At 57.7% G+C, this 15,321-nt stretch carries 15 protein-coding genes; 12 read left to right on the plus strand and 3 right to left on the minus strand.

All coding sequences use genetic code 11. The annotated features are described in order from the left end of the window. Positions 1-151: 151 nt before the first annotated feature. On the plus strand, positions 152-661 hold the full coding sequence (ubiC, locus tag BN3796_RS02500) for a chorismate lyase (protein WP_061706855.1): 510 nt from the start codon (positions 152-154) through the stop codon (positions 659-661). Beyond that, positions 661-1,530: a 4-hydroxybenzoate octaprenyltransferase gene (gene ubiA / locus BN3796_RS02505; RefSeq protein ID WP_061706856.1), complete on the plus strand. Its 870-nt coding sequence runs from the start codon at positions 661-663 to the stop codon at positions 1,528-1,530. Before ubiC ends, ubiA begins: the two co-directional genes overlap by 1 nt. 419 nt (positions 1,531-1,949) lie before the next feature. Here ubiA and plsB read toward each other — a convergent pair whose 3' ends face one another. Then, positions 1,950-4,370 carry a glycerol-3-phosphate 1-O-acyltransferase PlsB gene (gene plsB, locus BN3796_RS02510; protein ID WP_061706857.1) on the minus strand — a complete coding sequence of 807 codons (2,421 nt, stop codon included), beginning with the start codon at positions 4,368-4,370 and terminating at the stop codon, positions 1,950-1,952. 154 nt (positions 4,371-4,524) lie between these two features. On the opposite strand from plsB, the gene BN3796_RS02515 reads away from it, so the two are divergent. The 4 genes from BN3796_RS02515 to BN3796_RS02530 all read left to right on the plus strand — a co-directional run bounded on the left by BN3796_RS02515 (position 4,525) and on the right by BN3796_RS02530 (position 7,339). Continuing rightward, positions 4,525-4,893 carry a diacylglycerol kinase gene (locus tag BN3796_RS02515; protein ID WP_061706858.1) on the plus strand — a complete coding sequence of 123 codons (369 nt, stop codon included), beginning with the start codon at positions 4,525-4,527 and terminating at the stop codon, positions 4,891-4,893. 108 nt (positions 4,894-5,001) lie between these two features. Then, the gene (gene lexA, locus BN3796_RS02520; protein ID WP_061706859.1) at positions 5,002-5,610 is read left to right on the plus strand and encodes a transcriptional repressor LexA; all 609 of its coding nucleotides are present in this window, start codon (positions 5,002-5,004) and stop codon (positions 5,608-5,610) included. Between the two features lie 60 nt (positions 5,611-5,670). Beyond that, on the plus strand, positions 5,671-6,990 hold the full coding sequence (gene dinF, locus BN3796_RS02525) for an MATE family efflux transporter DinF (protein ID WP_073885053.1): 1,320 nt from the start codon (positions 5,671-5,673) through the stop codon (positions 6,988-6,990). 139 nt (positions 6,991-7,129) lie between these two features. Further along, on the plus strand, positions 7,130-7,339 hold the full coding sequence (locus BN3796_RS02530) for a CsbD family protein (RefSeq protein ID WP_061707537.1): 210 nt from the start codon (positions 7,130-7,132) through the stop codon (positions 7,337-7,339). Positions 7,340-7,406: 67 nt separating this feature from the next. Here the strand turns inward: BN3796_RS02530 and zur are convergent, their stop codons facing one another. Then, positions 7,407-7,922, minus strand: coding sequence for a zinc uptake transcriptional repressor Zur (gene zur / locus BN3796_RS02535; RefSeq protein WP_061706861.1), 516 nt, complete (start codon positions 7,920-7,922; stop codon positions 7,407-7,409). 114 nt (positions 7,923-8,036) lie between these two features. Between zur and BN3796_RS02540 the strand changes: the two genes are divergently transcribed. From BN3796_RS02540 to pspG, 4 genes are all read left to right on the plus strand, one after another. After that, on the plus strand, positions 8,037-8,525 hold the full coding sequence (locus BN3796_RS02540; protein WP_061706862.1) for a cupin domain-containing protein: 489 nt from the start codon (positions 8,037-8,039) through the stop codon (positions 8,523-8,525). Between the two features lie 168 nt (positions 8,526-8,693). After that, positions 8,694-10,019, plus strand: coding sequence for a conjugal transfer protein TraF (gene traF / locus BN3796_RS02545; protein ID WP_061706863.1), 1,326 nt, complete (start codon positions 8,694-8,696; stop codon positions 10,017-10,019). Between the two features lie 118 nt (positions 10,020-10,137). Continuing rightward, positions 10,138-11,133 carry a tRNA dihydrouridine(20/20a) synthase DusA gene (gene dusA / locus BN3796_RS02550; protein WP_061706864.1) on the plus strand — a complete coding sequence of 332 codons (996 nt, stop codon included), beginning with the start codon at positions 10,138-10,140 and terminating at the stop codon, positions 11,131-11,133. A gap of 131 nt (positions 11,134-11,264) precedes the next feature. Next, a complete protein-coding gene (gene pspG, locus BN3796_RS02555) occupies positions 11,265-11,507 on the plus strand; it encodes an envelope stress response protein PspG (RefSeq protein WP_061706865.1) in 243 nt (80 codons plus the stop codon). Positions 11,508-11,691: 184 nt separating this feature from the next. On the opposite strand, the gene BN3796_RS02560 is transcribed toward pspG, so the two are convergent. After that, positions 11,692-12,675: a quinone oxidoreductase gene (locus tag BN3796_RS02560; RefSeq protein WP_061706866.1), complete on the minus strand. Its 984-nt coding sequence runs from the start codon at positions 12,673-12,675 to the stop codon at positions 11,692-11,694. A gap of 91 nt (positions 12,676-12,766) precedes the next feature. Between BN3796_RS02560 and dnaB the strand changes: the two genes are divergently transcribed. Both dnaB and alr read left to right on the plus strand, forming a co-directional pair. Next, the gene (dnaB, locus tag BN3796_RS02565; protein WP_061706867.1) at positions 12,767-14,179 is read left to right on the plus strand and encodes a replicative DNA helicase; all 1,413 of its coding nucleotides are present in this window, start codon (positions 12,767-12,769) and stop codon (positions 14,177-14,179) included. 31 nt (positions 14,180-14,210) lie between these two features. Continuing rightward, entirely contained in the window at positions 14,211-15,290 is a 1,080-nt protein-coding gene (gene alr / locus BN3796_RS02570; protein WP_061706868.1) for an alanine racemase, read from the plus strand. Positions 15,291-15,321: the final 31 nt, after the last annotated feature.

The raw sequence follows: 15,321 nt of genomic DNA on the forward strand, positions 1-15,321 counted from the left end.
AGCTTAGTGCGCCTTAACGGGCGCACTTTTTTTCGTGCCTGACGATCTGTTGCATACCTGTTGCGATACTGATCGCTAAATAACGTTTACACCCCCTGAATTGTCTTTTCTGCGATACAATAGCGCTACGTTATGTACTGGAGATGCTGGCATGTCACACCCTGCGCTCACGCGATTGCGTGCGCTGCGCTATCTGGATGAAGTTCCCGCGCTTGACCCTGGGCAGCTCGACTGGCTACTGCTCGAAGATTCCATGACGAAACGTTTTGAACAGCAGGGCAAAACGGTAACAGTGACGCTGATTCGTGAAGGTTTTGTCGGCCCGGATGAGGTGGCGGACGAGCGCATGCTCCTGCCGCACGACGAACGTTACTGGCTGCGGGAGATCCTGCTTTGCGCTGACGGCGAGCCGTGGCTGGCCGGACGAACCGTGGTGCCAGACTCCACCCTCAACGGCCCTGAACTGGCGCTGCAAAATCTGGGCAAAACCCCGCTGGGGCGCTATCTTTTTACATCGTCGGAACTGACAAGGGATTTTATTGAGATTGGTTACGAGGCAGAGCTGTGGGGGCGTCGTTCCCGCCTCCGGCTAAGCGGTAAGCCGTTGATACTGACGGAGCTGTTTTTGCCTGCGTCGCCGTTGTACCAGGAGGAAGGATAATGGAGTGGAGTCTGACGCAGAACAAGCTGCTGGCTTTTCATCGTCTGATGAGAACCGACAAACCGATTGGCGCGCTGCTGCTGCTGTGGCCTACGCTGTGGGCGCTATGGGTGGCGACGCCAGGCGTGCCGCCGCTGTGGATCCTTGCGGTCTTTATCGCAGGCGTCTGGCTGATGCGCGCCGCGGGTTGCGTGATCAACGATTACGCCGATCGTAAATTTGACGGACACGTCAAGCGTACGGCTAACCGTCCGCTGCCGAGCGGCCAGGTCTCCGGGAAGGAGGCGCGCACGCTGTTTATCGTGCTGGTTCTGCTCTCTTTTTTACTGGTCTTAACCCTGAACACCATGACCATCCTGCTCTCCGTGGCGGCGCTGGCGCTGGCGTGGGTCTACCCGTTTATGAAGCGCTATACCCACCTGCCGCAGGTGGTGCTGGGGGCGGCGTTCGGCTGGTCGATCCCGATGGCGTTCGCGGCGGTGAGCGAGTCGGTCCCCCTGAGCTGCTGGCTGATGTTTCTCGCCAATATTCTCTGGGCTGTGGCTTACGATACACAGTACGCGATGGTCGATCGTGACGATGACCTGAAAATCGGCATTAAGTCGACGGCGATTCTCTTTGGCCGTCAGGACAAGCTGATTATCGGCCTCTGTCAGGTGGCGGTACTGGCGCTGATGGTGGCGATCGGTCGCCTGAACGGGCTGAACTGGGAGTTTTACTGGTCAGTGTTAATCGCCGGGCTGCTGTTTGCCTACCAGCAGAAGCTGATTGCGAAGCGCGAGCGTGACGCCTGCTTTAAAGCGTTTATGAACAATAACTACGTTGGGCTGGTGCTCTTTTTAGGGCTGGCAATGAGTTATTTTTCATGAAAAAAGCCCGGTGGCGCTAACGCTTACCGGGCCTACAGGTAGTGTCGTTGCAGGCCGGGTAAGGCGAAGCCGCCACCCGGCTTTTTGCTGCGTTGGGCCACAGTGCCTGAAAAAAGCCCGGTGGCGCTGCGCTTACCGGGCCTACAGGTAGTGTCGTTTCAGGCCGGGTAAGGCGAAGCCGCCACCCGGCTTTTTGCTGTTTTGGACCACAGTGCCTGAAAAAAGCCCGGTGGCGCTGCGCTTACCGGGCCTACAGATAGTGTTGTTGCAGGCCGGGTAAGGCGAAGCCGCCACCCGGCTTTTTACTGCGTTGGGCCGCAGTGCCTGCAAAAAAGCCCGGTGGCGCTAACGCTTACCGGGCCTACAGGTAGTGCCGTTTCAGGCCGGGTAAGGCGAAGCCGCCACCCGGCTTTATACGGTTACTCCCCCTGAGTCGCGCTCTCTATTGTTAAGCGCACATCCGGGGTGATCAGCTCCGCCAGCATCTGATAGATCTTCATCGTCTCTTCAGGCTCCGCATCGCCCGTATCGCTGATAAATCCTTCGTCACGCAGCGTCAGCACCAGCGAGCTGAATACCGCCTTGTCGAAAAATTCCGGGGCGTTAATGCCGTGCAGCACCGAGAGACGTTGCGCCAGCGTGCGGCTCTCTTTCTCCAGCGTACCGCGGTTGATGGAGGGATTCGCGCTCAGCAGCCAGAAGGTAATGGCGTAGCGCTGCAGCGTTTCACGCGCGCCGGCTGCCAGCAGCTGCAGCGTGCGGGAACGAGCCGGGTTAATCCGCAGCTCCGTCTCTTTCACGCTAATCAGCCCCTGACGCGCCATCTCTTCCGTCAGCTTATCCAGCTCCAGCGCCAGCTCCTCCGTGCTCCAGCGCAGGAACAGCTCCGCCTTGAGCATGGGGTAAATCGCTTCGACGTGCTGCAACAGCGCCTCACGGGTGATCGCGCGATGCTGCGTCACGATCGCCGCCATCAGCGACGGCAACATCAGCATATGGGTGATGTTGTTGCGGTAGTAGGTCATCAGCACCGCCTGCTCGCGCGGCAGAATGATGATATCGCCGATGGTATCCTTCTCGACTTCGAACTTGTTCATCTGCAGCGCATGGTCAATCAGCTCGCTGGCAGAGGCGTTCGGCACCGTGGCGTCGCTGGCGTAAGGCACGTTGCGCATGATGGCCAGATAACACTCCAGCTGCTCGGTCAGCTGCTCCCGGGTCAGCGAACGTTGACGTGAGGCGAGCAGTGCCGTACAGCAAAGGTTCATGGCGTTGGCCGCGCCCGCATTGTTGATACGCACCATCAGTTCAGCGGCGATGCCATTCACCGTCGGCGTCAGCCAGGCCGGACGCACCGCTTCGATAGGATCGATAGATTCGCGCCAGTCCGGCACATGCTGGTTCAGCCAGCCCATCAGCGGCATCGGCTCACCGAAGTTCACGTACCCCTGGCCGAGGTTACGCAGCTTGCTCAGGCCGCGTAACATTTGCGGCAGGCTCTCTTTCTCTTTGGTCGCGCCGCGCAGCTCTTTGGCGTACGTGCCCACTTCCATCACATGCTCATAGCCGATGTAGATCGGCACCAGGGTGATAGGACGCGTGCCGCCGCGCAGCATCGCCTGAATGGTCATCGACAGGGTGCCTGTTTTAGGATCGAGCAGGCGGCCGGTACGGGAGCGCCCCCCCTCAACGAAGTACTCCACCGAATAGCCGCGGCTGAACAGCTCGCCCAGATATTCACGGAATACCGTTGAGTAGAGCTTGTTACCCTTAAAGGTACGGCGGATAAAAAACGCCCCCAGACGGCGGAAAATCGGGCCGGCTGGCCAGAAGTTCAGGTTGATGCCTGCGGCGATATGCGGCGGCACCAGCCCCTGGTGATAAAGCACATACGAAAGCAGCAGATAGTCCATGTGGCTGCGATGGCAGGGCACATAGACAATCTCGTGGCCATCATGCGCCAGCTGACGCACGCGCTCGGCGTTATGAACGTTAATCCCCTGATAGAGACGGTTCCAGGTAAAGCCCAGAATACGGTCGGTCAGGCGGATCATCTCGTAGGAGAAGTTGGCCGCAATCTCTTCCATCAGAGCGATGGCGTTCTGCTGCGCTTTCTCGTGAGAGATCTTCTTGCTGCGCGCCTCATCTTCTACGGCGCGGGCGATCGCTTTTGACGCCAGCAGCTTATTAAAGAGATCCTGACGCGCCGGCAGACGCGGCCCAACGGCGGCCAGCCGCTGGCGGGCGAAATGCATCCGCGCGACGCGTGCCAGCTTCTGGGCGATAATTTTATCAGTGCCGTGCTCATCCGCCATGCGGCGCAGAGAGACGGAGGGCGAGAAGCGGACAAAGCTGTCGCGTCCCAGCCATGAAACGGCAAAGAATTTTTGAATGCCGTTCAGCATGCGCAGCGGCGGATTCTCTTCGCCTTTTTCGCGGCCCGGACGACGGCCAAACATCACGGAGACCGGCACCATCTGCACATCCAGCGCCGGATTGCTGCGGTGCAAATCCAGGTAGTCGTGGAACAGCTTGATGGACTCTTCTTTCGGCGTGTAATAGGTGAACACGCGCGGACCGCCATGAATAAAGACGTAGCGCGGCAGCTCCGTGCCGTCGATAATCAGCGGTTCAAGCGGATCGGGCAGGTCGTGCGCCAGACACTGGGCGCGAAGCGTCAGCAGGTCTGCCTTTGAGTTATAAGGCAAAACGTACATAATCGGGCGCGAGGTATCGAGCCCTAATTCCAGCGCAGGTTCCGCCGGGATAGACTTACTTTTTACCAGGACGCTTAATGGTAAATTAAGTAACTTGTAGTAAATTCGTGGCCAGCCGGACATAAACGATGTAAAGCCTCTGGTTAATAATGCAAATGCGGCGCAAGGATAACAGAAAGCGCACTAAATTTCCGTTGTTACCCATCATACTTGAGGCAGATCTTAACCCTCTGATAGCAATAGTTATTGACGATTATTTCATAAAAAGGTTCTTTTAATGGCCAACAATACCACTGGTTTAACCCGTATTATCAAAGCCGCTGGCTATTCCTGGAAAGGATTTCGCGCCGCCTGGATCAATGAAGCGGCTTTTCGTCAGGAAGGGGTTGCCGCTATCGTGGCGGTGATTATCGCCTGTTTTCTGGATGTCGATGCGATTACCCGCATTCTGCTCATCGGTTCGGTGCTGTTGGTGATGATAGTGGAAATTATCAATAGCGCTATCGAAGCGGTGGTGGACCGCATCGGCCCCGAATTTCACGAGCTGTCGGGCCGCGCCAAGGATATGGGCTCCGCTGCCGTTCTGCTGGCGATTATTATCGCTCTCATCACCTGGGTCACGCTGCTTTGGTCACATTTCCGATGAGCCTCGAGAAATCAGTAAGCCCCTGGTTTTTTGTGCACTTTGTGGTTCCAAATTCGCCTTTAGCTGTATATACTCACAGCATAACTGTATATACACCCAGGGGGCGGAATGAAAGCGTTAACGACCAGGCAGCAAGAGGTGTTTGATCTCATTCGGGATCATATCGGCCAGACGGGTATGCCGCCAACGCGTGCGGAAATCGCGCAGCGTCTGGGTTTCCGTTCGCCCAATGCCGCTGAAGAACACCTCAAAGCGCTGGCGCGTAAGGGCGTGATTGAGATCGTTTCGGGCGCTTCCCGCGGTATTCGTCTGCTGGTTGAAGAAGAGGACGGGTTGCCGCTGATTGGCCGCGTTGCCGCCGGTGAACCGCTGCTGGCGCAGCAGCATATCGAAGGCCACTATCAGGTCGATCCGGCGATGTTCAAGCCGAGCGCGGATTTCCTGCTGCGCGTCAGCGGAATGTCTATGAAGGATATCGGTATTCTGGATGGCGATCTGCTGGCTGTTCATAAAACCCAGGATGTGCACAACGGCCAGGTGGTGGTGGCGCGCATCGATGATGAAGTGACGGTCAAACGCCTGAAAAAACAGGGCAATACCGTGCAGCTTCTGCCTGAAAATAGCGAATTTTCTCCGATTGTGGTCGACCTGCGCGCCCAGAGTTTCTCTATTGAAGGGCTGGCGGTTGGCGTTATCCGCAACGGTGACTGGCAATAACTTTTCCTGACGGGCTGCGGCGCTGTCGCAGCCTGACGGCTTCTCCTCCGGTAGCTTCCCGTGGCTTTGTTAACTTCCTCAGACAAGGCGTTGTGGCGTCTTGCGCTTCCGATGATCGTCTCCAATATCACCGTTCCGCTGCTGGGGCTGGTGGATACCGCAGTGATTGGTCATCTTGACTCCCCGGTCTATCTCGGCGGCGTGGCGATTGGCGCCACCGCTACCAGCTTTCTCTTTATGCTGCTGCTCTTTTTACGCATGAGCACCACCGGCCTCACGGCGCAGGCGTTTGGCGCAAAAGATCCGCAGCGTCTGGCGCGGGCGCTGGTGCAGCCGCTCATTCTGGCGCTAGGGGCAGGCCTGCTGATCGTGCTGCTGCGTACACCGTTGATTGAACTGGCGCTGCACATCGTGGGCGGCAGCGACGCGGTGCTGGAGCAGGCGCGGCGCTTTTTAGAGATCCGCTGGCTCAGTGCTCCGGCCTCGCTGGCCAACCTTGTTCTGCTGGGGTGGCTGCTGGGCGTACAGTATGCCCGCGCGCCGGTGATCCTGCTGGTGGTGGGCAACCTCATGAATATCGTGCTCGATCTGTGGCTGGTGATCGGCCTGCGAATGAACGTGCAGGGCGCGGCTCTTGCGACCGCCGTGGCGGAATATGGCACGTTTTTTATTGGTCTGTGGATGGTTAAACGCGTACTGGCGATGCGCGGCATCACGCTTGTGATGCTAAAGGGCGCCTGGCGCGGCAGCGTGCGCAGGCTGCTGGCGCTTAACCGCGACATTATGCTGCGCTCCCTGCTGCTACAGCTCTGCTTCGGCGCGCTGACCGTCTTTGGCGCCCGGCTGGGGCCGGAGATTGTGGCGGTGAACGCGGTGCTGATGACGCTTCTCACTTTTACCGCCTACGCGCTGGACGGTTTTGCCTACGCGGTAGAGGCGCACTCCGGGCAGGCCTACGGCGCCCGGCGGCCGGGTCAACTGGAGGAGGTGTGGCGCGCCGCCTGTCGTCAGGCGGGGCTGGTCGCGCTGGCCTTTGCCATGGTCTACGCTCTGTTTGGTAACCAGATTGTGGCGCTTCTCACCTCGCTGCCGTCGCTTCGTGAACTGGCGCGCCACTACGTCGTCTGGCAGATGGTGCTGCCGGTAGTGGGAGTGTGGTGCTATCTGCTGGATGGTATGTTTATCGGCGCGACGCGTGGAGCGGAGATGCGTAACAGCATGGCGGTGGCGGCGGCCGGTTTTGGCCTGACGTTGCTGACGCTTCCCTGGTTGGGTAACCATGGCCTCTGGCTGGCGCTTACCGTTTTTCTGGCCCTGCGGGGAGTCTCATTGGCGTTTATCTGGCGCCGACACTGGCGTAACGGCACCTGGTTTTCGTAGCGGCTTCGCTATCCGAAACGGTAAAAGATTCTGAATAAAACTTCGTACCCAGAACCCCCTACTATAATCATTATCAAGTCCAGAGGAAATGAACGTAACGGACGATATGAACTTTACGCTTAACGACGAGGACATGATGATGAATAAAGACGAAATGGGCGGTAACTGGAAACAGTTTAAAGGTAAAGCGAAAGAGCAGTGGGGTAAGCTGACCGACGATGATATGACCATCATCGAAGGGAAACGCGACCAGCTAGTCGGTAAAATCCAGGAACGTTACGGCTACCAGAAAGATCAGGCTGAAAAAGAAGTGACTGACTGGGAAACCCGCAACGATTACCGCTGGTAATGGGATCTGACTTGCAGGAACAGGGATGTACTTGTAGCAGGGCGGCGCTAAGCCGCCCGAGCTGTTTTTAGCGCGGCTTTTTCTTCATCTGGATGCTATGGTCGTGCTGGCACTCACCCTGATGACGGCAGGCTTCGATCTCCGCACAGGCCGCACAGAGACCATGCGCTTCAATAACGTTATGACGCACCGCAAAGCCCATTCTGGCCGCCAGCGCGTGCATAATATCTTCCACCCCTTCCGCACCTTCCTCTTTCACCGCCCCGCAGCGATCGCAAATAAACATGGCAGAGGTATGCGTCGGCTGGTCAAAGAGATGGCACAGCACGTAGCTGTTGGTTGACTCCACCTTATGCACAAATCCCTGCTCAAGCAGAAAGTCTAAAGCACGGTATACGGTGGGGGGTTTTGCCTGCGGTTCGCTTTCCCGCAGCAGGTCGAGCAGATCGTACGCGCTGATGGCACCCTGCTGAAGGCTCATCAGGCGCAATACCTCCAGGCGCTGCGGAGTCAGGCGCACATTGCGTTGCGCACAGAGCTGTTCAGCTTGCGACAGCAGCTCCTGCGTTGTGGTCTTATCCATAATAGCCCCCGGATGGTCGTAATAATATCCGCTCACTTTACCATATTTCCGGTAAAACGCCGAGATCCGCCGCGGTGTGCTATACCTGAGCCATCTCCCTCAGGAAAAAATCGAATGAAAAGACCCGATTGCATTCAGCACTGGCGCGACGTCGAGGGCGCCGATACCCCTGGCTATCCCGGTAGCGAAGAGCATTTCTCGATTGGCGCGCCGCTGGCCCGCACGCTGGGCCTCAGGCGTATAGGTATCCATCACGAGCGTTTGCCGCCGGGCCGCCGTACCTCTTTCCCCCATGCGGAGAGTGATGAGGAGGAGTTTATCTATGTCCTGGAGGGCTACCCCGAAGTGTGGATCAACGGCTATCTCTGGAAGCTGGAGCCAGGCGATAGCGTCGGTTTTCCGGCCGGCACCGGCGTCTGCCATACCTTTATCAACAATACGCAGGAAGAGGTAAGGTTGCTGGTGGCAGGCGAATCAAACAAGAAACATAACCGCATCTACTACCCGCTCAATCCCGACTATGCCGCCACGCGTCAGGACCGCTGGGTCGACCACCCGCCGCAATTTTTCGGACCGCATAACGGAAAACCTGGGCGAAAATAATAACCTCTTCTATAAATAGTGAGGGCCGTAAAAGATAACAACAGGCCTGCAGGAGATTTTACCTAAGGAAATAACGGGTCTTTTAACTCTTATTCACAGCAATAGTTCACCCCCGTTCAGGCGATAACAATCGGGGGATTTATTAACTGATAATAAGACGAGCATCCTGTGAAAAAACAATTCCAATTTTCGGTGGTAAGCATTGCTGTCTCTTTTTTTGTGGCAAGTCAGGCGGGGGCAGCCAATACCTGGTCAGAAGCGCGTAATGACGCTATGGGTGGGACGGGCGTGGCATCGGCTAACTACGGCAGCGGGGTATTAATTAACCCGGCGCTGTTAGCGAAATCCACACCCGACGATGATGTGACGGTTATTTTACCTGCCGTCGGCGCGCAAATTTCCGATAAAGATAATCTTCAGGACGAGATCGATCATATTAACGATCGCATCGATCATTACGATGATGTCATTGATAATCTCACCCTGACCGATATTCTGCTTGATCCGCGCGGAACCCTGACCCAGTTTCAGGGGGCGGCGGGCGAGCTTGCTGACGAGCTGGAGTATCTGCGCGGAAAAACCGCGCGCGCCAGCGCCGGAGCGGGCTTGGCTGTCGCTATTCCTAACCAGATCCTCTCCGTCGCGTTTGTCGCTAAAGGGTACGCGCATGGCCGCGTCAGCACCTCTATCGATCCGCATGATATCGACTACCTGCGCGGTATTCAGCGCAGTAGCCTGAACAATCCCACCAGTCCGGTTTATGTGGAGGCGCTCAAGGCGGCGGTGGGTGGCTCCGGGGAGATCACCCAGAACCTGAACTCTGTCGCCTCGGGCAAAGCGGCCATTGTCTCTGACTACGGTATCGCCGTGGCCCGTCAGTTCCAGATTGGCGAAGTGCCGGTCTCGATCGGCGTTACGCCGAAGCTGCAAAAAACCTGGCTCTACAACTACACCACCTCCATTTACGATTACGACAGCAGCGACTGGAACAGTAGCCGCTATCGTAACGACGACACCGGCTTTAACGTGGATGCCGGTATCGCCGCCGACTTTGGCGAAAACTGGACGGTGGGCCTCAGCGGTCAGAACCTGATGTCGCGCGATATCGATACCAAAGATATCCGTATCTACAACGGCTACACCAAAGAAGAGGTGAGTTACAAAGATACCTATCAGATCCGCCCGCTGGTGACCGCAGGCGTAGCCTGGCATAACGATCTGATGACCCTGAGCGCTGACGGCGATCTGACCGAAACCAAAGGCTTCAAGAGCGAAGATGATTCCCAGTACGCAGGTATCGGGGCGGAGGTCACGCCGCTGAGCTGGCTGGCGGTGCGCGCCGGTTATCGCGCCGATATGAAAGGTAACGACAGCAACGTCTTTACCGGCGGTCTCGGTTTTGCACCGTTTAACACGGTTCATGTGGATCTGATGGGGCTCTACGGCGAGGATGAAACCTGGGGTGCGGGCGCGCAGCTTAGCGTGGCTTTTTAAATATTGCGCAAATAATATGCCTGCCAGAAGCCTACGGGTGACCCGCCCGAGGCTATATCTGCCTGAAAGGGGTGTGCTATAGTAGCGCCCCTTTTCACCGGATGCTTAAAAGTTCGCCATGTCGTCAGAATCTCAGACCGTATATCCCGCACACCGTTTCTCCATCGCGCCGATGCTCGACTGGACGGACAGACACTGCCGCTACTTCCTGCGCCTGCTCTCCCGCCATACGCTGCTCTATACCGAGATGGTGACCACCGGGGCGATTATTCACGGCAAAGGCGACTATCTGGCCTACAGCGACGAGGAGCATCCGGTTGCACTCCAGCTCGGCGGCAGCGATCCGGCGGCGCTGGCGCAGTGCGCGAAGCTTGCCGAGGCGCGCGGCTATGACGAAATCAACCTTAACGTGGGTTGCCCCTCTGACCGCGTACAAAACGGCATGTTTGGCGCCTGCCTGATGGGTAACGCGGCGCTGGTGGCGGACTGCATCAAAGCGATGCGCGATGTGGTTTCTATTCCGGTCACGGTGAAAACCCGCATCGGTATCGACGATCAGGACAGCTACGCCTTCCTCTGCGACTTTATCGAGACCGTCTCCGGCAAAGGCGAGTGCGAGATGTTTATTATCCACGCTCGCAAGGCCTGGCTCTCCGGCCTTAGCCCTAAGGAGAATCGCGAGATCCCGCCGCTGGATTATCCGCGCGTTTATCAGCTCAAGCGTGACTTCCCCCATCTGACAATGGCGATTAACGGCGGCATTAAATCGCTGGAGGAGGCCAAAGCGCATCTGGAGCATATGGATGGGGTGATGGTGGGACGCGAGGCGTATCAAAATCCGGGGATTCTGACGACGGTCGATCGTGAAATCTTCGGAACACAAGGCCCGGACAGCGATCCGGTGGCCGTGGTCCGCGCCATGTACCCTTATATTGAACGGGAACTGACTAACGGCACTTATCTGGGCCACATTACCCGGCATATGCTCGGGCTGTTCCAGGGCATTCCCGGCGCGCGGCAGTGGCGTCGTTACCTGAGTGAAAACGCGCACAAGGCGGGCGCGGACATTGAGGTGCTGGAGCAGGCCCTGCGTCTGGTCGCCGACAAGCGCTGATTTTCGCTAAAAGTTCGTCAAATTCGCCACGCCCCGCCTGTTTATGCGGGGCGTTTTGCTTTGCAATCAATAAGTTAAAACTGGCACGTTTCTTGTAATATCTCGTTAGTACCATTTTGCGGGAGAGAGCCATGCTGGAACTACTGTTTATTATCGGATTTTTTATGATGCTGCTGGTCACCGGCGTCTCGCTGTTCGGGATCTTGGCAGCGCTGGTTGTGGCGACCGTGGTGATGTTTATCGGCGGGCTGTTTGCGCTAACCCTTAAGTTGCTTCCCTGGCTGCTGCTGGCGGTTGCCGTTGTGTGGGCGATTCGGGCGATTAAATCGCCAAAAATCCCGCAGTATCAGCGTGATAAACGTTTTCGCTATTAAGGTATTGAGGGGTTCGTCACATACCTGCAACTTTTCCGGGCGCTTTGCTTAGAACGGAATAGGATTTACTTATCTGATCTGTCACTATTACCGACAACAAAGCATTCATCGTGCTGTACCCTACATACAGCCGAACTAAAAAAAGAAAGGGCTTCCTGTGGGAAGCCCAATTTCTTTTTTGGAGTCAGGGAATCAGCAGGCTCGATCCCTGCGTCGCCCGGCTCTCCAGCACCTCATGCGCGCGTTGCGCCTCATGCAGGGGATATTTCTGCTCCTGCGCCACCTCGACTTTGATAACCCCGCTGGCGATAAGCGAGAACAGTTCGTTGCTGGCCTCCTCCAGCTCCTCGCGGGTAGTGATATAACCCTGCAGGGAAGGGCGCGTCACATATAACGATCCCTTCTGGTTGAGAATGCCCAGATTGACACCCGTCACCGCGCCGGAGGAGTTGCCAAAGCTGACCATCAGCCCGCGGCGCTGCAGGCAGTCCAGCGAGGACTCCCAGGTATCTTTCCCCACCGAGTCATAGACCACACGCAGCTTTTTGCCGTTAGTGATCTCTTTCACGCGCTCCACCAGGCTCTCTTCGCGGTAGTTAATCACCTGCCAGGCACCCGCCTGCAGCGCCCGCTGCGCTTTTTGCGCGCTCCCCACGGTACCGATAAGCTTGGCTCCCAGTGCTTTAGCCCACTGGCAGGCGATCAGCCCCACGCCGCCCGCGGCTGCATGAAAGAGGAACTGCTCATCGGGTTTAACCTCATAGGTTTTACGCAGCAGATAAAAGACGGTTAACCCCTTCAGAAAGGAGGCAGCCGCCTGCTCAAAAGAGATGGCGTTCGGCAGGATGGCCGCTTTGTCGGCGGGAACATTGTGAACCGTGCTGTAGGCGCCCAGCGGCGACTGAGCGTAAACCACGCGGTCGCCCTCTTTAATATGCGTCACATCGCGTCCGACCTTCACCACCACGCCCGCCGCCTCCGTTCCCAGGCCGCTTGGCATCGACGGCGGGGGATAAAGCCCGCTGCGAATATAGGTATCGATATAGTTGATGCCAATCGCTTTGTTCTCGACCTGGATCTCGTTATCGGCAGGGGCAGAGGGGGTAAATTCCACCGCCTGTAACACCTCGGGGCCGCCATGCTTGTTAAATTCGATGCGTGAAGCCATGCTTCCTCCATAAAGAGTTAATCAGCGAGTGTCGTCATTCAAAATATGATAAAATTTCGACCCATTCTTTACCTCGGTAACTCCATTCACTATGGCAGGAAATAAACCCTTCAACAAACAGACTGAAACTCGCGATCGCGATCCGCAGGTCGCCGGGTTAAAGGTCCCGCCGCACTCGATTGAAGCGGAACAGTCGGTGTTGGGCGGTTTAATGCTGGACAACGAGCGCTGGGACGATGTCGCCGAGCGCGTCGTTGCCGACGATTTCTACACCCGTCCACACCGCCATATCTTTACCGAAATGGCACGCCTGCAGGAGTCGGGCAGCCCGATTGACCTGATCACGCTGGCGGAGTCGCTGGAGCGGCAGGGACAGCTGGACAGCGTCGGCGGGTTCGCCTATCTGGCGGAGCTGTCAAAAAACACGCCAAGTGCGGCGAACATAAGCGCCTATGCGGATATCGTGCGCGAACGCGCCGTTGTCCGCGAGATGATCTCGGTCGCGAACGAGATTGCCGAAGCGGGCTTCGATCCTCAGGGTCGCACCAGCGAAGATCTGCTCGATCTGGCGGAGTCCCGCGTCTTTAAAATCGCTGAAAGCCGCGCTAATAAAGACGAAGGTCCGAAAAATATCGCTGACGTGCTCGACGCAACCGTGGCGCGTATTGAGCAGCTGTTCCAGCAGCCGCACGACGGGGTCACAGGCGTAAATACCGGCTATGACGATCTCAACAAAAAGACCGCAGGGCTGCAGCCGTCGGATCTGATTATCGTCGCCGCGCGTCCGTCGATGGGTAAGACAACTTTTGCGATGAACCTCGTCGAAAACGCGGCGATGTTGCAGGATAAACCGGTGCTGATTTTCAGTCTGGAGATGCCCTCGGAGCAGATCATGATGCGTTCTCTGGCGTCGCTGTCGCGCGTCGACCAGACCCGCATCCGTACCGGCCAGCTCGACGATGAAGACTGGGCGCGTATCTCCGGCACCATGGGCATTCTGCTGGAAAAACGTAACATCTATATCGATGACTCTTCCGGCCTGACGCCGACGGAGGTGCGCTCCCGCGCGCGCCGTATCGCCCGGGAACATGGCGGCATCGGTCTTATCATGATCGACTACCTCCAGCTGATGCGCGTGCCGTCGCTGTCGGACAACCGTACGCTGGAGATTGCGGAGATCTCCCGCTCCCTGAAGGCGCTGGCGAAAGAGCTGCACGTGCCGGTGGTAGCGCTGTCGCAGCTAAACCGCTCCCTGGAGCAGCGCGCCGACAAGCGCCCGGTCAACTCGGACCTGCGTGAATCCGGCTCCATCGAACAGGACGCCGACCTTATCATGTTCATCTACCGTGACGAGGTTTATCACGAAAACAGCGACCTGAAAGGCATCGCGGAAATCATTATCGGTAAGCAGCGTAACGGCCCCATCGGCACGGTACGTCTTACCTTTAACGGCCAGTGGTCGCGCTTCGATAACTACGCCGGCCCTCAGTATGATGATGAATAAATCAGCGTTATTCGTTTAACAAGGAATACCCATGCAAGCGGCAACTGTCGTCATTAACCGCCGCGCTCTGCGACACAACCTGCAACGTCTGCGTCAGCTGGCTCCCGCCAGCAAGCTCGTTGCAGTCGTGAAAGCGAACGCTTACGGACACGGTCTGATTGAGACCGCGCGAACGCTTCCCGACGCCGACGCCTTTGGCGTTGCCCGTCTCGAAGAGGCCCTGCGCCTGCGTGCAGGCGGTATCACCCAGCCTATTCTGCTGCTGGAAGGCTTTTTTGAAGCGACGGATCTGCCCACCATCGCGGCGGAACATCTTCACACTGCCGTGCATAGCGAAGAGCAGCTGGCGGCGCTGGAAGCGGCCGATCTTAGCGAGCCGGTCACCGTCTGGATGAAGCTCGATACCGGCATGCACCGTCTGGGCGTGCGCCCGGAGCAGGCGGAGGCCTTTTATCAGCGCCTGAGCCGCTGCAAAAACGTGCGTCAGCCGGTCAATATCGTCAGCCACTTCGCCCGCGCCGACGAGCCGGAGTGTGGCGCGACGGAACAGCAGCTCGATATCTTCAACACCTTCTGTGAAGGCAAGCCGGGTATGCGCTCCATCGCCGCCTCGGGCGGGATCCTGCTCTGGCCGCAGTCGCATTTCGACTGGGCGCGTCCGGGCATTATTCTCTACGGCGTCTCGCCGCTGGAAAACCGCCCCTGGGGGCCTGATTTTGGCTTTCAGCCGGTGATGTCGCTCATCTCCAGCCTGATTGCCGTGCGCGAGCACAAGGCGGGCGAGCCGGTGGGTTATGGCGGCACCTGGGTGAGCGAGCGCGACACCTGCCTGGGCGTAGTGGCGATGGGCTATGGCGACGGCTATCCGCGCGCGGCGCCCTCCGGCACGCCGGTGCTGGTCAACGGTCGTGAAGTGGCCATCGTAGGCCGCGTGGCGATGGATATGATTTGCGTCGATCTCGGACCGCAGGCACAGGACAAGGTGGGCGATAGGGTGGTGATGTGGGGCGACGGCCTGCCCGTCGAACGCATCGCGGAGATCACCAAAGTTAGCGCTTACGAACTTATTACCCGCCTGACCTCGCGGGTGGCGATGCGCTACATCGACTAGCCATGCTGGGGGAGCGGCGAGCGCGCCGCCA

This window comes from Pseudenterobacter timonensis (genome assembly GCF_900021175.1).
In the GTDB taxonomy this organism is placed as follows: Bacteria; Pseudomonadota; Gammaproteobacteria; order Enterobacterales; family Enterobacteriaceae; genus Enterobacter; species Enterobacter timonensis.